Raw genomic sequence first — 22,870 nt, 5'->3', positions numbered from 1 at the left:
TCCTTCACAGGGACAAACGGACCGGCGCCTTGCCCAGTTGGGCCCGCTGCAACCAGGCAAACACCGAGTCTACGGTGACTGTCTCGATGCGGTCGCTGAAGCGCTTGGCATTCGGGTGGTCGTCAAAGGCCACATTCGCCTGGGTCGCACGCGCCCCTAGACGCGTCAACGGACCAATGTGCAGCGCTGTGGGCTCGTAGCCCTGGCGCTGCAGCCAGGCCTGGGCGCGCAGCCGGCTGTCGGCGCCGGGCTCCATGGCCGAGGCCAGGGTTTCCAACGCCCATTGGTTGGACTGCTGGTAGCGCGTGCCCCAGGCGTAGCTGACCAGGCTGTAGGGCTTGGTGTGCATGCGGGTGGCGCGGGCCGGGTCCTGCAGCAGGGCCAGCAGACGGTCCTGCACCTCGGGTGTGGGTACAACCCAGGTGGCCTCGTAGCGCCACAGGTCGTCCATGAAGAACTCGCCCAGGCCCTGGCGGTAGATGGCAGCATCTGGTGTGCCGCACTGGTTGAGCTTGTGCAGCACGCGCCACACGTGGCCGCCCTGCCCGTCAGGCTGCTGGTAGGCAAAGCCGAGGTGGGAATAGCGCAGGCCGTAGGCGCTGAGGTCTTGCCCGGCGCGGGCAAGGACCACCACGCGCGCGCCGCTGGCATCCAGTGCCGCGAGGGTGCGCTCGGCCAGGGTCAGGCCGCGCTCTACCGTGGCGGCCTTGGGCGGCTGTTCGGCGTCGCAGTTGCGCCCCGCCAGTGCGGGCTGGGCCAGCCACAGGCCGGCGCAGAGCCAGAGAATGGAGAAGAAACGGGTCCGCATAGCCGACTAGCCCGTGACTTTTTCGTTGTACAGCAGGGCCCGGCCCAGAGCGTTGGGGATGAAGGCAATCGCCTCGCCCGCCGCCGACAGCACCACGCCGGCCCCGATGACGCTGACCGTCACCACGCTGCCCACCGCCAGCGCCGTGCCTGACACGGCCCGGGCGCCGATCTCCACGCTGGCCTGGGCGCCGTCCGAGGCACGCTCCAGCAGGTACACCGTGCCACGGGCGGTGGACTGCACCGTCTTCACCACCAGCACCGCGCCCGCCGTCAGCAGCACCACCGGCAGAGCCACGACCGCGCTGGCCGCCGCCGTCGAGCCCACCACGACCGAGGCGATGGGCAGGGCCGACACAGCGCTCAGCGCAGAGGCCTCGCTTTGGGCTTTGGCATCAAATGGGGCTGTAGCGCAGAAGATACCTGCGCAAGCAGCTATCAAAATACTAGCAATTGGGTTTCGCATAAGGGTCTCCAGAAGTTATTCAGCGTCGGCGCGGTGCAGGCGGTTGCGCAGCTGGGCATCGGCCACATCGGCCTCGTGCCTGTCGCGCAGGGTCTTGGCCAGGGTGAAGCTGCCGGTGATCAGGTAGAGCCAGCTCACGCCCAGAAAGGCCTTGTACGTGTCATTGACCTCCATGCGCACCAGGCCCCAGCCGGTCAGGCCCATGGCCAGAAAGAAGCCGCCCCAGACCACCAGCTTGAACATGGGGGTGTCGGCATTGCGCTGGTCGCCCTGGGTTTTCTCGTTGTCGCGCACGAACTTGGACAGCACGAACGCCGCCGTCAAACAAAAGAAGTAGCCCATCACCATAAAGGCGCGGTCCAGGTCCTTGCCGGGCAGATAGGCCAGGCCCACGGCGCAGACAAAGACCGCCAGGGCAAACGAGGCCCAGACCTGCAAGGACCAGGCTTTGGAGTCGCGGTGGATCAGAACTTGTTTGGTGATTTGCATGCTGCCCTCTGGAAAGTGGTTGAAGATGGCCGCGATTATCAAAAGCCACCCGGCCCGGCCAGCCATATTTCAGGACCAGTGGCGATTGATCAGCTGCAAGGTATGAAAAAACGATACTTTCAACCCACTGCCGGCTGCATGCACAATCGCCAGGATGAAACCACCACCCAGACTGCAAGCCTTGGTCGAAGAAGGCCTGATCGACACCGTGGTGCGCCAGCTGATGAGCGGCAAGGAAGCCATGGTCTACGTGGTGCGCAGCGGTGACCACACCCTGTGCGCCAAGATCTACAAGGAAGCGACGAACCGCAGCTTCCGCCAGGCGGTGGACTACACCGAGAACCGCAAGGTCAAGAACAGCCGCCAGGCCCGCGCCATGGCCAAGGGCAGCAAGTTCGGCCGCCAGGCGCAAGAGGCGGCCTGGCAGAGCGCCGAGGTCGATGCGCTGTACAAGATGGCCGATGCTGGCGTGCGCGTGCCCAAGCCCTACAACTTCTTTGAAGGCGTGTTGTTGATGGAGCTGGTGACCGACGCCCACGGCGACGCCGCCCCGCGCCTGAACGACCTGGTGTTCAGCCCCGAGGACGCGCGCCGCCACCATGCCACGCTGCTGGCCGAGGTGGTGCGCATGCTCTGCGCAGGCACGGTGCACGGTGATTTGTCGGAGTTCAACATCCTGCTGGGCAATGTGGACGGGGTGGACGGCCCCGTCATCATCGACCTGCCCCAGGCGGTGGACGCCGCCGGCAACAACCACGCCCAGCGCATGCTGCTGCGCGACGTGGCCAATCTGCGCGACTTCTTCGGCCAGTTCGCCCCCGAGCTACGGCACACCGCCTATGGCCCCGAGATGTGGGAGCTGTACCAGCGCGGCCTGCTGAGCACCGAGGTGGCACTCACCGGCCAGCACGCCAGCAAGGCCGGCGCGGTGGACATGGGCAGCGTGCTGCGCGAGATCGACGACGCCCGTGCCGAAGACGCGGCCCGGCGGCTACGCATGCAGCAACGTACCCAGGGTCAATAGGGGGCTGGACAACGGCCTGGGCACGCTAATATCTACCAGGCCCACACACTACATCAGTTACAGCCCATCCTAGAAAGTCCTTATGCGTTCACGGGCATCTGGCAAGGGGGTTTCTTTATCGACCAGGATCCGGTTACTGGTCATGGTCACAGTCCTGCCCGCTGTTTTGCTGGCGGTCTACCAGGCGCAGGCCACCCGCACGGCGGCCATCGACGCCACCCGGGAGCTGGCCGCATTGACGGTGTACTCCATCGCCAACAGCCAGCAAAAGCTGCTGGACGACACCCGCCAGTTCCTGCAGAACCTGGCCTATCTCCCCGTGGCCCAGCAACTGGATGCACCGGCATGCTCGCAGTACCTGGCCGAACTATTGGCGCTCAGCACAAGCTACGTGAATCTCGGCATGCCCCGGGTCGATGGTGCGCTGCTGTGCAATGCCAAGCCTTTGAGCGCCCCCGTGAACGTGGCGGACCGGCCTTACTTCCAACGCGCCATCAAACAGCGAGAGTTTGCGATGGGGGCCTTCCAGATGGACCGCGCGGCAGAGGTCTCCAGCGTGAACTTTGCGTTTCCCATCGTCCGGTCGGGCAGCCAGGAGGTACTGGGTGCCGCCGTCGCGGTGGTTTCGCTGGACTGGTGGGGCCGCCGCCTGGCCGATCTGGACCTGCCGGAGGGCGCCGTGGCCCGCATGACGAATCCGCGGGGCGTCGTCATCGTCCGTTACCCACCGGCTCCTGACGAGCTGGGTACGCGCTTGAGTGACGTGGACTCGTCCTCTTCACTCGTCCTGACCGAACCCGGCGTGCTGCAACGCCAGAATGGCCAGGGCGTGCGCGAACTGGTGGTGTTTCGCTCACTGCTCGAATCCGGCGGCGATATCGTCGCCACCATCAGCCTGACCATACCGGTAGAAAAACTCTACGCGGTTGCCAACCGCCGCATGTGGACCGACATCGGCTTTCTGCTGGCCGGCTTGCTATTGTCTTTTGCGCTGGCCCACGAGGGCATACGCCGCGCTGTGGTGCGACCCGTGCGCAGGCTGCTGGATGCCACCGACCAGTTGGCGCAGGGCCAGTTTGTGTCCAGCATGCCAGCCACCGGCATCCCGGAATTGGCCGAGCTGGCACAGCGCTTCAACCATATGGCCTTGCGGCGCCAAAGCGTGGAAGCCCAGCTGCGCCAAAGCGAGGAGGACCTGGCCATCACCTTGCACTCGATTGGCGACGCCGTGATTTCCACCGACACCGAAGGGCATATCAGCCGCATGAACGCGGTGGCCGAGCGGCTCACCGGCTGGCCTTTTGCAGAGGCCCAAGGTCTGCCCATGGCGCAGGTCTTGCGCCTGGTCAATACAGACACCCGCGCACCGGTGATGGACCAGGTACAGCACGCCATCGCACGCGGCAACGTAGTGGGCCTGAGCGAGAACACGACCCTGCTGGCCCGCGACGGCAGCGAATACCAGATCGCCGACAGCGCCGCCCCCATACGCGACACCAGCGGTACCGTGGTCGGCGTGGTGATGGTGTTCAGCAATGTGTCAGAGGCTTACCGCACACGCCGCATCCTGCAGGACAACGAGGCCCGCTTCCGCACGCTCACCGCACTCTCGTCCGACTGGTACTGGGAGCAGGACGCGCAGTTCCGCTTCGTCACACTGGACGGCAGCCTGGAGCAGAAATCCGATGCTCGTTACCCCACCCCCTTGGGTGCAACCCGCTGGGATTTGCCCTGCCTGAACATCAGCGAAGCCCAGTGGGAACAGCACCGCGCGGTACTGCAACAGCACCTGGAGTTTCGCGACTTCGAGATCCAGCGCAGCAAACCGGATGGCAGCACCTACTGGATATCCGTCAGCGGCACGCCCGTCTTCGATGGCAAGGGAAGCTTCTGCGGCTACCGGGGCGTGGGCAAGGACATCACCAAACGCAAACACGCAGAAGACGAGCTGCGCATTGCCGCCATCGCCTTCGAATCCCAGGAAGGTGTGCTGGTCTCCGACTGCGACAACACGATTCTGCGCACCAACCGGGCATTCAGCAAGATCACTGGCTACAGCGCGGAAGAGGCCCTGGGCAAGACCCTGCGCCTGCTGGACTCTGGACGCCATGACGCTGCATTTTTTGCCGATATGGCCCGCATCCTGAAGACCGCCCACGAATGGAAGGGCGAGATCTGGAACCGCTGCAAAAACGGTGATGTCTGCCTGTACTACATGACGGTTACCGCGGTGGCCGACGCCAATGGCCAGCCCAGCCACTATGTGTCCACGCTCGTGGACATCACGCAAAAGGCTGCCGCCGCCAAGGAGATCGAGCACCTGGCGTTTTACGACGCACTGACCCAGCTACCCAACCGCCGGCTGATGATGGACCGCATGCAGCAAGCCTTTGCCTCCAGCGCACGCACCGGCCGCCAGGGCGCCCTGCTGTGCCTGGACCTGGACCACTTCAAGAACCTGAACGACACTCTGGGGCACGATATGGGCGACGTGCTGCTGCAGCAGGTGGCGCAGAGGCTGAAGGCCTGTGTGCGCGAGGGCGACACCGTGGCCCGGTTTGGCGGCGACGAATTTCTGGTGCTACTGGAAGACCTGAACCTGCATGCCAGCGACGCCGCGAAACAGACCCAGAGCGTGGGCGAGAAAATCATCTCCACATTGAACCAGCCCTATCTGCTGGCCTCCCACACCGTGCACAGCACGCCCAGCATCGGTGCCGTCCTGTTCAGCGGCCAGACACAGTCGCTGGACGAACTGGTCAAGTACGCCGATCTGGCCATGTATGCCGCCAAGTCCGCTGGTCGCAACACCATCCGCTTCTTCGACCCCATGATGCAGGCCGCCGTCAGCGCACGCACCGCACTGGAAAACGATTTGCATAGCGCCCTGACCGAGCAGCAGTTCCAGCTGTACTACCAGATACAGGTGCAGCACGGGCAGCAGATCGTCGGCGCCGAGGCGCTGATACGCTGGCACCATCCCACGCGCGGGCTGGTGCCGCCCGCCCAATTCATCGCATTGGCAGAAGAAACAGGCTTGATACTGCCCGTCGGCCTGTGGGTGCTGCAAACCGCCTGCGAACAGCTGTACCGCTGGCAGAGCGACCCGCGCACGGCCGACCTGCAGCTGGCGGTCAACGTCAGTGCACGCCAGTTCCGGCAGTCCAACTTCATGGAACAGGTCTGCGCGGTGCTACAGCAAACAGGCGCCCGACCCGATCGACTCAAGCTGGAGCTGACCGAAAGCCTGGCGCTGGACAACGTGGAGGACACCATCGCCAAGATGACCGCGTTGCGCAACCTAGGCCTGCACTTCTCCATGGACGACTTCGGCACCGGCCAGTCGTCGCTGTCCTACCTGACGCGCCTGCCCCTGGACCAGTTGAAGATCGACCAGAGCTTTGTGCGCAATATCGGCATCCAGCAAACCGATGCCCTGATCGTGCAGACCATCATCGGCATGGCGCACAGCCTGGGCATCAACGTGATTGCCGAAGGCGTGGAAACCGAAAAGCAACATGCCTTTTTACAACAGCATGGTTGCACCCTGTGCCAGGGCTATCTGTTCAGCCGACCGGTTCCGCTGGAAGAGTTCGAGCAGCTGTTGCGCCGCAATACAAAAATTTCAACACCGGTGTAATTGCATCGCCTGCTGCAGCACGCATCTGCCCACCGCAAGCCCACGCCAGCCTCCTACGGAGACAACCGTTGAAGCTCGCAACTTATGGCATATGCATAACCCATACATCTCCTAAAATTCTGCGATTTCAATCGAATGGCGCCATGGCATCCACACCACGCTTTTATGTCTTCTTCCTCGTTCTACTTCTGGCCGGATGCGCTACTGGCATAAAAACGAACCAAGCCACCGGTACCCACTCCTTCGGATTCCAAGACCTTGCACTCAACCCAGCCAACGGCGGAATAGCGGTGGGGGTAGATGCTCTACGGCCTGGCGACATCATTCTCACGGCGGATAACGGACTGAACTCCTCGGGCATCCGTCTATTTACGCTGTCACCCGTCAGCCATGCGGGGATGTACGTCGGCGATCAACAAATTGCGGAGGCCGTGGGCGAAGGCATACGCCGACGAACAATCGCTGAACTGCTGGCACAAGAAGCCACCGTCGTGGCCTTTCGGCATCCTGGAATCACACCGGAAAACGTTGCCAGAATGGGAAACTTCGTAGACCAGCACGTGGGTCAAAAATACAACTATATGGGGGTCATGCTCCAAGCTCCTTTTACGTTGGAGCGGCGTTTTTGCGAACTGCCCCTGGTGCCATCCACCATACGGGACTTCTGCATCCGCGGCGTGGCTGCCGTACAACTTGGACTAGGGCGCAACGACCAGTTCTTCTGCTCGCAATTCGTATTGGAGGCATATCGCAGCGCCGGGCTTCCACTAACAGATGCTGATCCGCGTCTGATTAACCCCGGCGACCTGCTGCATATGCGGGAAGGGGACATCCCGTCAGTGAGAACCCACCAGACTCTGCAATACGTGGGCCATCTCAAAGCACCTCCGCTGGCCATTGCGGCAACCCAGCCAGAAAATTAAGGCCGCGACCGAAGTACTCTCGCCATTGTGGAGTTGAACAAGGTCACGTCCTCAATTTGAGGAATGTGTCCCACGCCAGGCAAGACAGTAAGCTGCGCACCGGGTACCAGAGCCTGGAGCTGTTGCGCCTGGACGAGCGGTGTGATGCTGTCCTGCTCACCCCAAACCAATGACACGGGCATTTTGAGGCGGCGAAAATTTTCCGGCTCCACGCTGGCAGGCGATTCGCAGCCCATCGCAAATTGGTAAGCCCAATCTCCCAGACCTGCGCTGAAATCCTGGTTCTTGAAAGGCTGCTGGTAAATCGCCGTGCGCGCCGCCGTCACTACGTCTTTGCGTGCCACAAACCGGCGCAGCAAGAACTGGCTGAAAGCCGGCTCCGTCGCCACCGCCGCCACGATGCCAGTACGCAACATACGCCAGGAAAGCACCGCCTGCAACCACTCCGACGGGACACAGGCAGCTTGCGGCACGGCATGCAGACCAATGGCTGCATCCAGTAGTACCAGATGTCCGATACGACTGCCATCCAGCATCGCAGCTTCTACGGCCGGCCCACCGCCAAATGAATGCCCCAACAAGGTTACAGGTTGCCGCCCCATTTGCTCGAGCACCGCCAGAATCCGCTTCGCCTGGGTATGGCGGCTGTAGTCCCCATTGGCTGGTAGCGTAGTGAATCCAAAGGGCGGCAGATCCAGCGCAACGACGTGATAGCCCGCCGCCGCCAGGGCATCGGCATTGCTCACCCAGGTGCCACTCCAGGCACCGGTTCCATGAACCAAAAGCAGAGGCTTGGCATTCTTAGCGCCCCATTCGCGCAGATGCACGTCCACATCTACGGCATGTACCCAGCGGTCACCAGTGGGGCCGCCTGTACCGCGCGGCAGCGTTTCCGTTGCGCTGATGCGAATTTGGGCATAGATCAGCCAGCAGCCAACGACCAGCAACAACAAGACCCCGACATAGCCCGTACCTTTGGCAAAGCCAATGAGCAGACGAACCAATAAAGACCGTTCAGTAGTCAAAAATATGCTCCACCTGCACGCCCGCTGCAGCCCACTCACGCAGCGCGGCACCGAGTTGCGGCACGCTGGCGGTCGCCACAATGCGCTTACGCCCGGGCTGGGTGAGTATGGGTTGCTCAAAAAGCAACTTATCGACTCCCTGCGCAGGCCGCCAATCCGCAGCCCCCACCAGACTCACCAAAATGATGGACCGGTTACCCGCAATTTCGCGGAAATCGACACCCTGGGCTGCCAGCGCCTGGGCGTAAACCATAAACGCCTCATAGCGTGGGATGGTGGCCAATGCCGCACCATCGGGCAGCACCTTGAGTATCTTCAGGTCTGGCAGCACCGGATTGGATGCGGGTGCAGGCTGGGTCACGATGGCCGTGACCAACAACGGTGTGTCGTAAATCGACTTGGTCGCCAGCTTGATGAGCTGCCCGTAAATCGCCTTGATGCCGTATTCGGTTGTCAACGCAAAGCGGCGCTCCCATTTACGCAGCATGTCCGGCCCCCTCCAGGGCACTACCGTCCACAAAGTCTTGAGCTGGCCCCAAAAATCGTACTCATACCAGGGTAAAACTCGGATGAAGTCCACATAGTCCTGGGCCACCCGCGCAGCATGTTGGTCTTCTGGAGTACGCGTACCCGTCGTCGCTTGGCTCAAACGTCCAATCAGGCTTTCATAGACGGCTCGCAAGCTGTACTCGACCGACGTGCTGACGCCAATCACCATAACCATGAGATGGTAGCCAGGGTTCAAGGCATACCCTTGCGCCCGACTCTCATCAAACACCGCCTTGTAACCCTGCCAAAACTGAACCACGTGGCCTAAAAAAGGAAACTGGTCCGGGGGCGACTGCTTGGCAAAGCTTGCATATTCGGCAGGACTGAACACTAAAAACCACTCTGGATACGTCAACAGAGTCTGCTCGACGCCGCGCACATGTTCGATCGGCGTCACCGCCCCGTCTGCAGGACGGGCATCCGGCACAGCACCACCGGCAACAGCAGCGAGGCCCAAGGCCAATGTCGCACAAATAACCCGCATGGATTTCACGCCAACTCCTTGCGAAAAGCCAGCAGTACGTTATCGGACGGATCGCGCGCCTGCAACAGATGAGGCCCCACATCCTGTAAGCCCTGCTGGCCCAGGTACGCAACCCAGTCTGCGATCGGCCGGAAGTAGCGCAGCTCTGCCTTGTTCTGTGCCCAGGGCACACCCAGCCCCACATTGAACACGGTGTGGGCAAGCGAGACAAAGGCATTCATCGCATCAGACTTCACGTCATGGTCCCGCAAAATAAAGGTGGCACCTGGCTTCAGCACACGCACGATAGACGCCACAAAGGCCGGCAATTTGTCCAAAGGGCAATGGTGCAGGCCTATGTAGCAGGTCACCAAATCAAACGTATTGTCTGGCAGCTGTGCAGACAGCGGAGCATAGTCGGCCAAAGGTACAAAGCTGCCGATTTTGCGCAGACCACCGCGCTCCACAATATCCACAGGTGACCAACCTGGCGCCAGGTCATTGACCAGCACCACCGGGCCACGTACATCCAATCGTTTACGCAATGTGCTGATGTAGCGCCCGGTACTGCCAATTTCCATATAGCCCTGGATCTGCCTCTGCGTCCCCAACAACTCCAGCGTCTGGCGGGTCATTTCATCCTTCTGTTTAAACAGCGATGGCAGCGCATACGTCAGATCCGCATGGAAAGGCTTGATGTGCGGTAACTGCTGCTGCAGATCACGATAAATCGCCTCGTCCGAATCGAACTGGGCGCAGCTGCGTTTGATCAGCGTATGAAAGCGATCTTCAGGGTACAACCGGTAGATGTTCTGCAAAAATTTATAGAAAGCATCATGCGAATGCACGTCGCCAAAAACGGCTTTAAATTCTGAGGCGGGTTGGACAAATTGCATCATGGCAAAGTAGGCGCGTAATAGGTGTCCCACAGGACGTTACGGAAGCGAAAGCTGGGGTCGAGTCGGCGTTTAAGTGCAAAAAGTTCTTGCGCGCGTGGGTAGGCCGCATGGAACTGCGCGGGCGTCGCATGCGGCTGGTAGGGCAGGTAATAGCTGCCGCCGACGCTGATAGCGGCGTCAATTAGCTCACGGGTCCAAACCGCGACGCGGTTCTTGGCGTTGTCCCGAGTGCGCTGCTTGTAGTACAGCACAAAGGCAAAAGTTTCTCCACGCGCCCAGGCCATCAAGGCCCCCGGGTCCGCCTGGGCGTGTCGTACCGATACGTTCAACGCATTGACGCGAAAGCGCTGCAATATCTCTGCCATCTTGGGCACAAACACATCAAACTGCTCCACCGGCACAAAATACTCCTGCAGAACATAGGTGGTGTGCTGACGAGATGCGGGCTCCAGTTCAGCCACGTCGTAACTGGCTTCAAAATTGCGCCAATGCACCTTGCGCCGCAGATACAGCAAAGGGTCAATCAGGAATTCGCGCCGCCATTTACCTAGCGGAGTCTCCGAGACGGCCCACACGAAGTACCGTTCCACCGCGTAGCCGATGCCCCCCTGGTGCAAGCGCCGTGGCTCCGTGACCGCATCTTCAGTTTGCACCCAGGTTACCGAGCGGGCTCGTTGGTAGTTCGGCGGGTACAGATCGGCATTGTGAAAAATCGCGTCAGGCGAATGGCGCACTTTGGCTTTAAAGTGCTCCAGATAATCCTTGACCGAAAGCTTTTTTGCCACACGCTTGATCCGCACGTTGTCAGCCAGCGACAACTCAACTTCCACGATCACACCCAAACCACTGTAGCCACCAATCACCCCATAGAACAGCTCGCTGTTACCCGCTGGCGTGACCTCCACCACGGATCCATCGGCCATGACCAGCTTGAACCATCGCACGCTCAAAATCACCGGCCCTAAACCCATGTATCGCCCGTGCACATTCACACTGAGCGAGCCACCCACCGTGAAATTGGCATAGGTCTGCATGATCTTCACCGACAGGTCGTGCGGATCGATAAAACGCTGAATGTCACACCAGCGTATCCCTGCCTGTACGCGTATGGTCTTTGCCATTGGGGCAAACAGAATCACACGGTTCATCTCACGCATGTCCAAATGCAGGCTTCCAGGGCTGGCAGTTTGGCCACCCATGCTGAAGTGGCCACCCCCCACAGACACGGGGCCGTCCGTCCGTGTCACTGCATCCACCACCTCCTCCACCGTAGTGGGTTTACTGATCGCCCACACCGAGACCGGATTCAAACCCGTCACATCGTTTACTACCAAATTCGCGTTCTGCATATTCACCGCACCACTAAAAAGTCCTGGACATCACGCAAGTACGTATGTGCCGCAGAGCCTGCACCTTTGCGAACAAACTGCCACACCAACCACGCAGCCCCCACTACTGGCACCAAGCCAAACCACAACCAAACGGCCGAGTAACCACGGTCGTGCAATCGTTGTCCACCCGCAGCAACCAGCGCCCACAAAGCCAAAGGGTTGAGCAAGTAAACCACCGAGGTACCCAGCAGCGGACGTAATACGCTGTCGGCCACCATAAAAACCAGCAGCAAAACGAGCACGCGAGCCCAAAATGCGCCACGCGCTAACGGGCCGCGGCACCGGAAAAACTTTTGAAACAGCGACATATTCTTCCTCACATCAAAGCTCGCACACGCCCGTACAAGCTCTCCAGACTGACATCTGCAGCAACCATAGGCCGATCCACATTCAAACCAACACGGTTAAACATCCCGCGCCGGAACGGCCGGACCATCGCGCCGCCCTGCTCGACCCGGCTGAAATACGAGCCCCACAAATTGGTCAAGGCCATGGGAATCACCGGCACCGGTGCGGCCTCCAGAATCTTCATGATGCCGCCCTTGAACTCCTGCAGCTGGCCGTCCTTGGTCAGCCCGCCTTCGGGGAAGATGCCCAGCAAATCACCATCGGCCAGCACCTTGGCGGCGGCGGCAAAGGCAGCCTCGTAAGCCTCCGGGTCTTCGGCGCGCGGCGCGATGGGGATGGCCTTGGCCAGGCGGAACAACCAGCCCAGCACCGGCACCTGGAAGATGCGGTGGTCCATCAAGAAGGTGATGGGGCGCGGGCTGGCTGCCATCAGCAGCACCGCGTCCACAAAGCTCACATGGTTGCAGGCCAGGATGGCCGCGCCGTGCACCGGGATGTGCTCGTCGCCCTGCACCTTGAAGCGGTACACGCAGTGCGACAACAGCCAGGCCACGAAGCGCAGCAGGTACTCGGGCACCAGCATGAAGATGTAGAAAGCCACCACCGCATTCGCCAGGCCGGTGAACAGGAATATCTGCGGAATGGTGCAGCCCGCGCCCAGCAGCGCGCCGGCCAGCACCGAGCTGGCGATCATGAACAGCGCGTTCAAGATGTTGTTGGCAGCGATGATGCGCGCCCGGTGCGTGGGCTGGCTGCGCAGCTGAATCAACGCGTACATAGGCACGCTGTACAGCCCGGCAAACAGGCTGAGCAGCGCCAGGTCGGCCATCACCCGCCAATGCGCCGCCTGGGCCACGAAGGCACCCAGGCCCATCACACCCGTATCGGGCAGGCCGCGCGAGGCAAAGTACAGGTCCACCGCAAACACGCTCATGCCGATGGCACCCAGCGGCACCAGTCCGATCTCCACATGGCGGCGGCTCAGCACCTCGCACAGCAGCGAGCCGGTGCCGATGCCGATGGAGAACACCACCAGCAAAAGCGTCGCCACCTGCTCGTCGCCGTGCAGCACTTCCTTGGCAAAGCTGGGGAACTGGCTCAAGAACACCGCGCCAAAGAACCACATCCAGCTGATGCCCAGCAGCGAGCGGAACACCACCAGATTGCCGTGTGCCAGCTGCAGGTTGCGCCAAGTCTCGGTGAACGGGTTCCAGTTGATCTTCAGGCCCGGATCGGTGGCCGGCAGTTGCGGAATCGCCTGCGCCACGCAACGCCCGACCACGGCCAGGCCCACGCAGCCAATGGCCACGGCCGTGTGGCCCACCTCGGGCACGGCCACCAGCAGGCCACCCACGATGTCGCCCAGCAAAATGGCCACGAAGGTGCCCATCTCCACCATGCCATTGCCGCCGGTCAGCTCGGCATCATTCAACACCTGCGGCAGATAGGCGAACTTGACCGGCCCGAACAGCGTGGAATGCAGGCCCATCAAAAACACGCAGGACAGCAGCACCGGCACCTGCACCGCCACATTGCTGGTGAAGAAGCCATAGGCCGCCAGCAGCATGATGGCGATCTCCAGGTTCTTCACCGCACGGATCATGGCCGTCTTGGGGAACTTGTCGGTCAGCTGGCCACTGGTGGCCGAGAACAGCAAAAACGGCAGGATGAACAGCGCCCCGATCACCAGCCCAGCCATGGCCGGCGGCAGCCAGCTGACGCTGAGCTGGTAGGTCACCATCACCGTGAACGAAAACTTGAACAGGTTGTCGTTCGCCGCGCCGGAAAACTGGGTCCAGAAAAACGGCGCAAAGCGGCGCTGCTTCAAAAGGGCGAACTGGTTCGGATGCGCAGCGGCGGCAGGAATATCGGCTGTCTGTGTCGTCATTTTTATAAACCCAATATGGCTGTGGCGCACATTCTATGTGCGGGTAAAGCTATTAAAAATATAGCTGCACGGGAGTTCTGAAGCTGTGGCTCTGGCGGACTTTACACACTGTACTGGCTAGTCATGACGTGCGGTGCGATCGGCCCACGCTGCCGCGCCAAGCAGCCCAACACCGGCCAGGCCGCCATGGCGGCCACCACATGCTTCAGACTATGGCCAGACACCCAGCCGGCCGTCCAGGCAAACACGCTGTGGTCGCCCAACTCCAGCAGCTTGGCCAGGGCATACAGGGCGACTACGGCACCTAAAGGCAGCCCCCAGGCACCAGCGACCGGCCGGCCCATCGCCAGCAGCACCATCAGCAACATGCCGCCACCTTGCAACACAGCCCAAGGCAGCAGATTGCTGGAAAACACCCACACGCCAACGGCATAGAGGCCGCACACCAGCACTGCGGCCATGGTCGCAAGCCCCGCCCTGTCGCTGACACGGTCAGCCACCGCCAGCCCCAGCAAGCCCGCGAATGCCACCACCATGCCCAGGCGATCAATCGCCAGGCCGCCGTCCCCCGGCTGCCAGTGGTAGGCGCTGGAGCAAAACGCCGTCACCACCAGACCCAGAAAGAACAAGGCCGACAAATCGCGTTGCACACTGCGCACCAGGCGGTAGCGCCACAGCTGCACCAGCCCCCAGGCACCGCCCACGGCAAAAGGCAGGTTGCTCAGCACATCCATCGCATGCGGCACACCCCACCAGGCCCGCTGGTCGGCAAACGCATGGTAGTGGTCGTACTGCGCCACGGCAGGCCCGAGGCAGGCGAACAATAGGGCCAAGGCGCAGGCCCATAGCAGCCTGGTTTCAAGCGAGGACAAAGGTGTTTTCACAGCGGCTTCTTTCAATCAATAAGAGGTGCGCCAGTGTCTTGTCGAGAGTCCTATTGGACATCCAATATTCGATACAGACTAGCTAATTGCACCTAAAAGTATCAATAATCAATACCCATGAGCACCACCGCCGACCTCGTCACCGCCCTGAAGAAGGAACTCAAAGCCGCGCACATGACCTATGCCGACCTGGCAGTGCAGCTGGGCGTGGCCGAGTCCAGTGTGAAGCGCATGCTGGCCAAGGGCGACATGCCGCTGTCGCGCGTGGACGCCATCTGCCGTGCGCTGAAGCTGGACTTTGCCGAGCTGGCCCGCCGCGTGGCCGATGCCCAGCCGCTGCTGGCCGGCCTGACGCAGGAGCAGGAGCGCGCCGTGGTGGCCGACAAAAAGCTGCTGCTGGTGGCGATCTGCGTGCTGAGCCAGTGGACGCTGGAGCAGATCGTGGCCAGCTACCGCCTGAGCGAGGCCGAGTGCATACGCTGCCTGGCCCAGCTGGACCGCATCGGCATCATCGAGCTGCGCCCGCTGAACCGCTACCGCCTGAAGCTGGCCAAAACCTTCCGCTGGCTGCCGCACGGGCCGGTGATGCAGTTCTTCCGCGAGGATGTGCTGCTGGACTACTACAACGGTGGCTTCGACGGCCCTGGCGAGGGCCTGCTACTGGTGCACGGCAGCGTCAGCCGCAGCCTGGCGCCGCTGTTTCTGGAACGCCTGCAGCGGGTAGCACAAGACTTTGCACAGCAGCACCTGGCGGATCAAAAGCTGCCCGAAGCGGCACTGGAGGGCTACACCCTGCTGCTGGGCATGCGTCGCTGGGAGTTTGCAGCGTTTACCGCATTGAGGCGTTGAACACCCCCAGGCTACAGCGCAAGCGCTTTCCGCCCACCCCCTTGCAGGGGGCGAACCCTACAGCCCGGCAAAGCCGGTTCTGTGGGTCCCTTGGACGAAAGACCGCTACATTTATTGAAGGCCGTCGGTAAACACCGTCAGCACCCCGGTATACCCATACAGGTTCTGCCGAGCGATCTCACCCGCGGCGAAGAAACCGACCAGGGGCACATCGCCCAGCGCGCGGCGCACGATCTGCAGCTCAGCACTGGGGCCGCCAAAGTGGTCGCCGCCGCGGCCGGTACAGCTCACATACACGGCACCTGCAATGCGCCGAGCCGGGTGCGGGGCGGACTCGGCCTCGGGGGCGGCGAGTGCGGCGGCGATCTCTACCGACAGCTCCTCGGGCTCCAACTCTTCGCGGATTTCGGCGCAGATGCGCACCAGGTCGGAACGTGCGGCCTGCATATTGCGCTGGCAGAAGGCCAGCCGGGTGCCGACCTCTACCGTGTCGGCAATGGCAATGCCTTCGCGCGCAGGGTCCAGGCCGATGATGTGGCGCACCACCACGTCGCTGCCGAAATGCGCGGTGCGCAGCACGGCATCGCCGGCGGGCGAGCGCGCCAGCCCGACCAGGGTGTTACGCACCTTGGCCAGGGCCTCTTGCGGCTGGGCCAGGTTCACGCCCAGGTCGTACAGCAGCACCGTCAACGCGGGCTGGCCGTCCAGCTCCAGCACCAGGTTGCCGTCCGAGGCCGTCACCGTGCGGTTGGCACTGATCGGCTGGCAGCCCTGGGTGATGCGCGACACCAGGTGCACGCCCTCGGCAAAGGCCACGCCGCTGAGGCCGCCGCTGAACACGCCACCGGCCGCGCCATGGCCCTTGATATTGCCGTTGCCACCGACCGCGAACTGTACCGAACGGGTGCGGCTGGAGGCCAGGCCGCCGAACAGGTAGCCGGTGTCGGTGCGCAAGGCCATCTCGGCCACCAGCTCGGTCAGGTCGTGGGTATTCGCATCGGCGTGGACCAGGGCGGTATGCGCCTCGAAACCCAGGCCCAGCGGCGCCACGCCGGAGAACACCCGGTACTGGTCGGCCGGCAGGTCACACAGCATGACGCTGAGCGCGGGTTCGTCAAAGTACTCCACATTGTTGGCGGCAATACCTATGCCCACGGTGCCAGACCAGTCTGTCACCTCGGGCAGCTCGCCACTCAGGTGGTCCAGGATGTCCTGCGCATCGCCGGCGTAGTGGTCGGTGATGTAGAGCAGGCCCAGGCTGGGCGCATTGGCGTAATCGGGCAGGGCCATCTGCGCGCGCAGCTGGGCCAGCACCAGGCCAGCCGCCATACGCCACTGCGGGTGCGTGGCATGGCCATGGGGAAAGAGTTTGAGGGCAGGCATAGGCCTCGGGTCCGAAGAAATAAAGCCTCAGCCTACGCGTTTTTTGGCAACAGCTTTTTTAGCAGGGGCTTTTTTGGCGGGCGTCTTTTTGGCGGCGGCCTTGGCCGGGGCAGACTGGGGCTCGGCCGCGGGCTTGGTTTTGGGGGTGGCGGCCTTGGCGAACTCGCCCACGCTTTTCAGAGCCTCGGCTGCGAAATTGCTGGCCAGGTCCTTGCTCTTTTCCAGCGCGGCCTGGGTGCCAGCGTCTTTCAGCGCGGCGCCGGCAATGTGCTGGAACTGCTCGGTCAGCGAGCCCCACCATTTCAGCGGGTCCACCACGCCGGGCAGCGGGGCTGCAGGCTCGGCTTGTGGCTCGGGCGCGGCGGCCTGGGGTGGAGGCGCGGGTTCTGGTTCCGGTTCGGGCTCGGGTGCCGCCTCGGGCGCGGGAGTGGGTTTGAGCTTGAAAGCATTCGCCAGGTCAGCCATGCTGAAGTTCATGCCCTTCAGCGTTGCCAGGGTCATTTTCTGCACCTCCAGCGCCTGGATGGTGGCTTTCAGCGCCACCGCGTTCTGGTCCAGCCAGAACTGCACGGCCTTCAGCTCGGTGATGCGCTTTTCCAGCTCTTCCACATTGATGGTGGGCGCCACCCAGCCGCCGAGTGGCGACGCCGGCGCTGCACCAGCAGCCCCCTTGCCCAGGTTCTTCAGAAAGTCAAAGCCGGGCACGAATTTGCTGAAATCAAAGGCGGGTGTGTCGCTCATAAAGTCTCCTAGGGTGTTGCCTGCACAGCTTACTCCAACAGACCCGCAGATCCCCCTACGCTAACCCCCATGGCGAACCAGACTCCCTGCACGCCAGGGGCCCGTGGAACCGGCTCTGCCGGGCCACTGGGTTCGCCCCAAGCTCAGTGTTTATGCTCAGCCATGCCGCCTGGGGCCATGGTGGCCACGGGCAGCTTCAGGTCGAGCTTGCTTTCCACGCCCTTGGCGTCCTTGAAGGTCAGGGTCAGGGGGATGGTGCTGTCCTTGGGCAGGGCGGCTTTCAGGTCCATCAGCATGACGTGGAAGCCGCCGGGGCTCAGGGCCACGGGCTTGCCGGCGGGCAGGTCCAGGCCACCCTGCACCGGGCGCATGCGCATCACGTCGCCGTCCATCTTCATCTCGTGCACCTCGGCCAGGCCGGCCACGGGGGTGAACACGGCCACCAGCTTGGTGTTTTCCTTGGCGGTCAGGGTCATGAAGGCGCCGGAGGCCTTCTGGCCCTGCACGCTGGTGCGGGCCCAGGCGTCTGAGACCACTACGTTTTGAGCATACAAATGCCCGCTAGCACAGAGAATAGCTGCGGCAATAGCTATGAATTTCATAGTAATCAAGGCCTTAATGTTGGTGGCCGCCGACGTGCTCGGACGGGATGATTTCCAGCATGGCTGCGGGCGCTTTCAGGTCGTGCGCAGATTTACCGGGGGCCGGAATCTCGGCCCAGTCGATGCTGCCTTGTTCGCACGTTTGCAGCACTTTGAACCACATCGCACCGGCCTCACCAGGCAGGCTGCCGCGCAGCACGAATTCGTCGAAGTAGGCATCGGGCAGCGCGTTGCCAGGGGATGCGGTCCAGGTGATGCTGGTCACACCGTCGGTAATCTGCTTGCCGTGGTCATCCCACGGCTTGTCCAGCTTGCCGACCACCGTGGACAGCACCCAGCCCGCCTTGGGCATGGGCTTGGCGTCTTTGAAGCCGGCCGGCACGGTGACGCGGATGGCCGTGGTGGCCGCGCCGTTGCAGCCGTGGCCCACGCGCAGGGCCGCGCTGTAGCCGGTATTGCCCAAGGCGGCGGGCTCGGCCAGAACAATATGGGCAAAAGTGCTGCTAGCGTACACGGATACTGTGCAAGCAGCTACGAATTTAAGAGCAAAAGAAAAAAACATGGAACACCCTCTGGATCAAGACGAAACAAGCCTCCGGCGCAGATGAAACCTGCGCCAGCAGCTATACATTTGGTAGTCAGAGGAAGGTCGGCGGCCCGCGTGCGGGCAGGGGCGCAGCGGTCAGCCAGGCCAGGCGTGCAGCGGGAATGCTCCGCAGCGCATAGGCCAAGGGCTGGGCCGGTGCCACGCGCAGCTGTACCTCGGGCGGCGGCAAGCCACCACCGGTGATGCACAGCGGGCAGTCGCCCATCTGGCTCACCACCTGGCTGCTGCCGTCGGCCGACTTGACCAGCAGCTTGACACTGCCCACGCTGGAGCACACCAGCTCCAGCGACTGGTGGTTGACCAGCGGCGCGGCGATCGCCACACCCAGCGACAACACAAAGCACAGCAGCGCCCAACGGGCAACGGCGTGTGTGTGGCGCAGGAAGAACATGCGCCGATTATCCATAGATAGTGCGATGGATCAGGCGCTGCACGGATTGCCCTGCGCCGCACAAGCCGCACAGAATCAGCCGCACCACCATGTCCGCGGCCCAACCGCCTCCACACCATGAAACGACTCATTCTTTCCAATGACGGCACCTGGAACTCCCCCGACCAGGAAGACAACGGCGTGTTGTCGCCGACGAATGTGGTCAAGCTGCACAACGCCCTGGCAGGGCATGGCAGCGACGGGGTGGAGCAGCTCGCCTACTACCACCCCGGCGTGGGCGCCAAGGGCCAGCTGCTGGACGCCATTGCCGGCGGGGCCGTGGGCGCGGGCATCAGCAACCACATCCGCAGCGCCTACCACTGGCTTGCCACGCACTATGTGCCGGGCGACGAGATCTACATCTTCGGCTTCAGCCGCGGCGCCTTTACCGCGCGCAGCCTGGGCGGGCTGCTGGGCCGGGGCCTGCTGGACCTGCGCAGCGCACCGCCCAAGGACGCCTGGGCCCGCGTGGACGCGGCCTACCAGGCCTACCAGAAGTACACAAAACGGTCGCTGGACGACCGCCAATGGGCCGCTGGCTGGAGCTTCTTCCACGGCCTGGACGCCACGCCGGTGCGCTTCATCGGCGTCTGGGACACTGTGGGTGCGCTGGGCGTGCCGGACGATCTGGAGCTGCTGAACCTGTTCGACAGGTCTGAGAAATGGCGCTTCCACGACACCAACCTGGGCGCCCATGTGCAAACCGCCCGCCACGCCATGGCGCTGGACGAAGTCCGCGCCAGCTTCACCGTGACACGCTGGGCCAATGCCGACCAGCACAAGGACGCCACCGAGCTGTGGTTCCCCGGCGTGCACTGCGACGTGGGCGGCGGCTATGCGCACAGCGACCTGTCCGACGGCGCGCTGTCATGGATGATGGAGCAGGCCAGCCTGGCGGGCCTGGCATTCCGCCCTGGCGTGCAGGCGGCGCTGCAACCCAACCCGCTGGGCGTGCTGCACAACTCCTACAAAGGTGCCTTCGCCAAGCTGCGTTCACGTCCGCGCAATATCGAGGCCATGGTGACCGCCAACGCCGCGAGCTTCCACCCTAGCGCCTTCGTACGGCAAACCATGTCGCCCATCGCCTATCCGGCCTACCACCCGAGCTACGCACTCGCCCCGGGTGAAAGCCGCACGGTAGACATCTACGCAGACACCCAGTGGAACCCTACCGGCGTGTATATGGACCAGGGCCAGAAATACATCTTCAGCGCCACCGGCGAATGGCTGGACAGCACCGACGCCTGCGACTGGCGCGGCACCGAAAACCACGACTACACCCTGGGCGACGTGGTACGCGCGGGCGGCACTGCGCTGGGCAAGGTCGAGGGCTGGATGAAGAAAGCCACCGGCAACGCGTCCACCGACTTCTGGCTAACCAAGCGGGTGGAGGGCTACCGCTGGTTCACCCTGGTGGGCGCGATTGCCAACGACTCGGGCATAGGCTCCATCGTGCCCAACGACGGCAGCCCCAACCCACATGAATACCTGGACCTGCCGGTGCACGAGAAGCAGGCCTTCGTGGTGCAGCACCCGGGCTACCTGTTCTGCTTCCCCAACGATGTATGGGGCCTGTACAGCAACAACCATGGCAGCGTGCGGCTGACCATCACGCGCACCGAGTAAGCGTTCGGAGCGGCAGTGTCATGCAAATGACACAGCAATGCCGTGGAGCCGTCACATCAACGCGTGACACTGGCGGGACATCGCTTTGACAAGGAGCCGCCATGTCCTATTTGACGCCCATCCTGTGCCGCAGGAACGCCGATGCTGCAGCAGTTTGACGCAGGCCGTGCAGGCACGGCGCCTTGGCTGGCGGCCCTACAGCCCAAGCCCGGCAGCACAGAGCACGACCATGACGACGACATCGGCCATGGCCAGCGCTACCGCTGCATCTTCATCTCGGACCTGCACCTGGGCACGCCCGGCTGCCAGGCCGAGCCGCTGCTGCGCTTTTTGAAGACCCACCCCAGCGACTACCTGTACCTGGTGGGCGACATCATCGACGGCTGGCAGCTGCGCCGGCGCTGGTACTGGCCGCAGGCCCACAACGACGTGGTGCAAAAGCTGCTGCGCCGCGCCCGCAAAGGCTGCCGCGTGATCTTTGTGCCCGGCAACCACGATGAGTTTGCGCGCGGCTTCGTGGGCCACCACTTTGGCGGCATCGAGGTGGTGCAAGAGGCCGTGCACGTCACCACCGATGGCCGCAGGCTGTGGGTGGTGCACGGTGACCACTTCGACGCCGTGGTGCAGTACGCCAAATGGCTGGCCTACCTGGGCGACAACCTGTACGAGCTGACGCTGAAGCTGAACCGGCACCTGAACAGCTTTCGCGCGCGCATGGGCCTGCCCTATTGGTCGCTGTCGTCCTACCTGAAAGGCAAGGTGAAAACCGCGCTGAACTACGTCACCGACTTCGAAGACGCCGTAGCCGCCGAGGCCCGCAAGCGCGGCCACCACGGTGTGGTCTGCGGCCACATCCACCGCGCCGAAATGCGCACCATCAACGGCACGCTGTACTGCAACGACGGCGACTGGGTGGAAAGCCGCACCGCCCTGGTCGAACACATGGACGGGCGCCTGGAAGTGCTGCACTGGCAGGACCCTATAGAAGCCACGCCCAGCGCCGCCATTGCCGCGCCACGCCCCAAGGCCGCAGCCGCCGTGGCCAGCCTGCCCGCCGAAGTTGCGCGCTAAGGCTGGCAACACTTCATCACGCCGGATACGCGCCATGCACAGCACCGTACCCACCTGCGTCCGCAAGCAAATTCACCCGCCTGTCACACGGCCTGTCACCGTTTCGTCACCCCCTGTCACCCTCTTGTACCGTTCACATTGAAGGAGCCACCATGTCTGATTTTTTCGAGCAACTCAAGATCCAGCGCTGGGACGACCACCGCTACTACCACCACAGCCGCATCAACCAGTCGCTGCACCTGGTCAGCGCGGTCAGCTTCGTCTGTGCCTACGCACTGCTGTTCAAGGACCCGGCGCTGGCCGCACTGCTGGCCTGGCTGGTGTCCATGACCAGTCGCCAGGCCGGCCATTTCTTCTTCGAGCCCAAGGGCTATGACGTGGTGAACCAGGCCACGCACGAGCACAAGGAAGACATCAAGGTCGGCTACAACCTGCGCCGCAAGGTGGTGCTGATGGCCATCTGGGCCGCATCTCCGCTGCTGCTGGTATGGCAGCCCAGCCTGTTTGGCCTGCTGGAGCCGCACACCGGCTGGGAAAGCTTCGCGCGCAACACCGGCCTGGTCTGGCTGGCGGTCGGCGTGGGCGGCCTGGTGTTCCGCACCGTGCACCTGTTCTTCATCAAGGACGTGGAGGCCGGCCTGGTGTGGATGACCAAGATCCTGACCGACCCCTTCCACGACATCACGCTGTACTACAAAGCCCCGCTGGCCTTGATGCGCGGTGAACTCATCGAACCGCGCCAAGCGCACCACGCCTAAACCAACC

At 62.7% G+C, this 22,870-nt stretch carries 22 protein-coding genes; 7 read left to right on the top strand and 15 right to left on the bottom strand.

The genetic code is table 11. From position 1 onward, the window contains the following. Positions 1-4: 4 nt before the first annotated feature. Genes AC07R0_RS23025 through AC07R0_RS23015 form a run of 3 tightly spaced genes read right to left on the bottom strand, consistent with a single transcriptional unit; the run spans position 5 to position 1,762 of the window. Complete coding sequence (locus AC07R0_RS23025) at positions 5-808, bottom strand: DUF2145 domain-containing protein (protein WP_495106618.1); 804 nt, start codon at positions 806-808, stop codon at positions 5-7. 6 nt (positions 809-814) lie between these two features. Then, entirely contained in the window at positions 815-1,273 is a 459-nt protein-coding gene (locus AC07R0_RS23020) for a hypothetical protein (RefSeq protein ID WP_495106617.1), read from the bottom strand. 15 nt (positions 1,274-1,288) lie between these two features. Next, positions 1,289-1,762, bottom strand: a complete 474-nt coding sequence (locus AC07R0_RS23015; protein ID WP_495106616.1) for a YiaA/YiaB family inner membrane protein — start codon at positions 1,760-1,762, stop codon at positions 1,289-1,291. A 154-nt stretch (positions 1,763-1,916) separates the two neighbouring features. Here AC07R0_RS23015 and AC07R0_RS23010 point away from each other — a divergent pair, with 154 nt between their 5' ends. The 3 genes from AC07R0_RS23010 to AC07R0_RS23000 all read left to right on the top strand — a co-directional run bounded on the left by AC07R0_RS23010 (position 1,917) and on the right by AC07R0_RS23000 (position 7,349). Beyond that, positions 1,917-2,786 carry a PA4780 family RIO1-like protein kinase gene (locus tag AC07R0_RS23010; protein ID WP_495106615.1) on the top strand — a complete coding sequence of 290 codons (870 nt, stop codon included), beginning with the start codon at positions 1,917-1,919 and terminating at the stop codon, positions 2,784-2,786. 142 nt (positions 2,787-2,928) lie between these two features. Next, positions 2,929-6,426: an EAL domain-containing protein gene (locus AC07R0_RS23005; RefSeq protein ID WP_495106614.1), complete on the top strand. Its 3,498-nt coding sequence runs from the start codon at positions 2,929-2,931 to the stop codon at positions 6,424-6,426. 68 nt (positions 6,427-6,494) lie between these two features. Then, on the top strand, positions 6,495-7,349 hold the full coding sequence (locus AC07R0_RS23000) for a C40 family peptidase (RefSeq protein WP_495098617.1): 855 nt from the start codon (positions 6,495-6,497) through the stop codon (positions 7,347-7,349). Here AC07R0_RS23000 and AC07R0_RS22995 read toward each other — a convergent pair. From AC07R0_RS22995 to AC07R0_RS22965, 7 genes are all read right to left on the bottom strand, one after another. Next, a complete protein-coding gene (locus AC07R0_RS22995) occupies positions 7,346-8,374 on the bottom strand; it encodes an alpha/beta fold hydrolase (RefSeq protein WP_495106613.1) in 1,029 nt (342 codons plus the stop codon). The genes AC07R0_RS23000 and AC07R0_RS22995 overlap by 4 nt on opposite strands. Further along, a complete protein-coding gene (locus tag AC07R0_RS22990) occupies positions 8,364-9,416 on the bottom strand; it encodes a hypothetical protein (protein ID WP_495106612.1) in 1,053 nt (350 codons plus the stop codon). The genes AC07R0_RS22995 and AC07R0_RS22990 overlap by 11 nt, the downstream gene beginning before the upstream one ends. Beyond that, entirely contained in the window at positions 9,413-10,285 is an 873-nt protein-coding gene (locus tag AC07R0_RS22985) for a methyltransferase domain-containing protein (protein ID WP_495106611.1), read from the bottom strand. The genes AC07R0_RS22990 and AC07R0_RS22985 overlap by 4 nt, the downstream gene beginning before the upstream one ends. Next, positions 10,282-11,634, bottom strand: a complete 1,353-nt coding sequence (locus AC07R0_RS22980; RefSeq protein WP_495098613.1) for an FAD-binding oxidoreductase — start codon at positions 11,632-11,634, stop codon at positions 10,282-10,284. Before AC07R0_RS22980 ends, AC07R0_RS22985 begins: the two co-directional genes overlap by 4 nt. Positions 11,635-11,636: 2 nt before the next feature. Then, complete coding sequence (locus AC07R0_RS22975; protein ID WP_495106610.1) at positions 11,637-11,984, bottom strand: DUF805 domain-containing protein; 348 nt, start codon at positions 11,982-11,984, stop codon at positions 11,637-11,639. 8 nt (positions 11,985-11,992) lie between these two features. Next, a complete protein-coding gene (locus tag AC07R0_RS22970) occupies positions 11,993-13,912 on the bottom strand; it encodes an MFS transporter (protein ID WP_495106609.1) in 1,920 nt (639 codons plus the stop codon). A gap of 101 nt (positions 13,913-14,013) precedes the next feature. Next, positions 14,014-14,796 carry a hypothetical protein gene (locus AC07R0_RS22965; RefSeq protein WP_495106608.1) on the bottom strand — a complete coding sequence of 261 codons (783 nt, stop codon included), beginning with the start codon at positions 14,794-14,796 and terminating at the stop codon, positions 14,014-14,016. 117 nt (positions 14,797-14,913) lie between these two features. On the opposite strand from AC07R0_RS22965, the gene AC07R0_RS22960 reads away from it, so the two are divergent. Continuing rightward, positions 14,914-15,645 carry a helix-turn-helix domain-containing protein gene (locus tag AC07R0_RS22960; protein WP_495098609.1) on the top strand — a complete coding sequence of 244 codons (732 nt, stop codon included), beginning with the start codon at positions 14,914-14,916 and terminating at the stop codon, positions 15,643-15,645. 111 nt (positions 15,646-15,756) lie between these two features. On the opposite strand, the gene AC07R0_RS22955 is transcribed toward AC07R0_RS22960, so the two are convergent. The 5 genes from AC07R0_RS22955 to AC07R0_RS22935 all read right to left on the bottom strand — a co-directional run bounded on the left by AC07R0_RS22955 (position 15,757) and on the right by AC07R0_RS22935 (position 19,369). Further along, positions 15,757-17,028 carry an FIST signal transduction protein gene (locus tag AC07R0_RS22955; protein WP_495106607.1) on the bottom strand — a complete coding sequence of 424 codons (1,272 nt, stop codon included), beginning with the start codon at positions 17,026-17,028 and terminating at the stop codon, positions 15,757-15,759. A 27-nt stretch (positions 17,029-17,055) separates the two neighbouring features. Beyond that, positions 17,056-17,769 carry a PhaM family polyhydroxyalkanoate granule multifunctional regulatory protein gene (locus AC07R0_RS22950; RefSeq protein WP_495098607.1) on the bottom strand — a complete coding sequence of 238 codons (714 nt, stop codon included), beginning with the start codon at positions 17,767-17,769 and terminating at the stop codon, positions 17,056-17,058. Between the two features lie 143 nt (positions 17,770-17,912). Continuing rightward, positions 17,913-18,371, bottom strand: a complete 459-nt coding sequence (locus AC07R0_RS22945; RefSeq protein WP_495106606.1) for a copper chaperone PCu(A)C — start codon at positions 18,369-18,371, stop codon at positions 17,913-17,915. Between the two features lie 13 nt (positions 18,372-18,384). Next, complete coding sequence (locus tag AC07R0_RS22940) at positions 18,385-18,933, bottom strand: YcnI family copper-binding membrane protein (RefSeq protein WP_495106605.1); 549 nt, start codon at positions 18,931-18,933, stop codon at positions 18,385-18,387. 76 nt (positions 18,934-19,009) lie between these two features. Beyond that, positions 19,010-19,369, bottom strand: a complete 360-nt coding sequence (locus tag AC07R0_RS22935) for a DUF2946 family protein (RefSeq protein ID WP_495106604.1) — start codon at positions 19,367-19,369, stop codon at positions 19,010-19,012. A 117-nt stretch (positions 19,370-19,486) separates the two neighbouring features. Between AC07R0_RS22935 and AC07R0_RS22930 the strand changes: the two genes are divergently transcribed. The 3 genes from AC07R0_RS22930 to AC07R0_RS22920 all read left to right on the top strand — a co-directional run bounded on the left by AC07R0_RS22930 (position 19,487) and on the right by AC07R0_RS22920 (position 22,863). Further along, positions 19,487-21,034 (top strand): T6SS phospholipase effector Tle1-like catalytic domain-containing protein, encoded by a 1,548-nt coding sequence (locus AC07R0_RS22930; RefSeq protein WP_495106603.1) that lies wholly within the window; start codon positions 19,487-19,489, stop codon positions 21,032-21,034. A gap of 141 nt (positions 21,035-21,175) precedes the next feature. Then, the gene (locus AC07R0_RS22925; protein WP_495106602.1) at positions 21,176-22,105 is read left to right on the top strand and encodes a UDP-2,3-diacylglucosamine diphosphatase; all 930 of its coding nucleotides are present in this window, start codon (positions 21,176-21,178) and stop codon (positions 22,103-22,105) included. Positions 22,106-22,257: 152 nt separating this feature from the next. Further along, positions 22,258-22,863: a hypothetical protein gene (locus AC07R0_RS22920; protein WP_495106601.1), complete on the top strand. Its 606-nt coding sequence runs from the start codon at positions 22,258-22,260 to the stop codon at positions 22,861-22,863. Positions 22,864-22,870: the final 7 nt, after the last annotated feature.

The sequence above is a fragment of the Rhodoferax sp. GW821-FHT07F03 genome (assembly GCF_059418745.1).
Note: the sequence above shows the minus strand (reverse complement) of the source record. Positions and strands in the feature narration are given on the sequence as shown.

Bases quoted from the DNA above. Each gene is read 5' to 3' on its own strand.
- AC07R0_RS23025 (WP_495106618.1), bottom strand. From the start codon at position 808: ATGCGGACCCGTTTCTTCTCCATTCTCTGGCTCTGCGCCGGCCTGTGG.
- AC07R0_RS23020 (WP_495106617.1), bottom strand. From the start codon at position 1,273: ATGCGAAACCCAATTGCTAGTATTTTGATAGCTGCTTGCGCAGGTATC.
- AC07R0_RS23015 (WP_495106616.1), bottom strand. From the start codon at position 1,762: ATGCAAATCACCAAACAAGTTCTGATCCACCGCGACTCCAAAGCCTGG.
- AC07R0_RS23010 (WP_495106615.1), top strand. From the start codon at position 1,917: ATGAAACCACCACCCAGACTGCAAGCCTTGGTCGAAGAAGGCCTGATC.
- AC07R0_RS23005 (WP_495106614.1), top strand. From the start codon at position 2,929: ATGGTCACAGTCCTGCCCGCTGTTTTGCTGGCGGTCTACCAGGCGCAG.
- AC07R0_RS22985 (WP_495106611.1), bottom strand. From the start codon at position 10,285: ATGATGCAATTTGTCCAACCCGCCTCAGAATTTAAAGCCGTTTTTGGC.
- AC07R0_RS22980 (WP_495098613.1), bottom strand. From the start codon at position 11,634: ATGCAGAACGCGAATTTGGTAGTAAACGATGTGACGGGTTTGAATCCG.
- AC07R0_RS22975 (WP_495106610.1), bottom strand. From the start codon at position 11,984: ATGTCGCTGTTTCAAAAGTTTTTCCGGTGCCGCGGCCCGTTAGCGCGT.
- AC07R0_RS22970 (WP_495106609.1), bottom strand. From the start codon at position 13,912: ATGACGACACAGACAGCCGATATTCCTGCCGCCGCTGCGCATCCGAAC.
- AC07R0_RS22960 (WP_495098609.1), top strand. From the start codon at position 14,914: ATGAGCACCACCGCCGACCTCGTCACCGCCCTGAAGAAGGAACTCAAA.
- AC07R0_RS22955 (WP_495106607.1), bottom strand. From the start codon at position 17,028: ATGCCTGCCCTCAAACTCTTTCCCCATGGCCATGCCACGCACCCGCAG.
- AC07R0_RS22950 (WP_495098607.1), bottom strand. From the start codon at position 17,769: ATGAGCGACACACCCGCCTTTGATTTCAGCAAATTCGTGCCCGGCTTT.
- AC07R0_RS22945 (WP_495106606.1), bottom strand. From the start codon at position 18,371: ATGAAATTCATAGCTATTGCCGCAGCTATTCTCTGTGCTAGCGGGCAT.
- AC07R0_RS22940 (WP_495106605.1), bottom strand. From the start codon at position 18,933: ATGTTTTTTTCTTTTGCTCTTAAATTCGTAGCTGCTTGCACAGTATCC.
- AC07R0_RS22935 (WP_495106604.1), bottom strand. From the start codon at position 19,369: ATGTTCTTCCTGCGCCACACACACGCCGTTGCCCGTTGGGCGCTGCTG.
- AC07R0_RS22930 (WP_495106603.1), top strand. From the start codon at position 19,487: ATGAAACGACTCATTCTTTCCAATGACGGCACCTGGAACTCCCCCGAC.
- AC07R0_RS22925 (WP_495106602.1), top strand. From the start codon at position 21,176: ATGCTGCAGCAGTTTGACGCAGGCCGTGCAGGCACGGCGCCTTGGCTG.
- AC07R0_RS22920 (WP_495106601.1), top strand. From the start codon at position 22,258: ATGTCTGATTTTTTCGAGCAACTCAAGATCCAGCGCTGGGACGACCAC.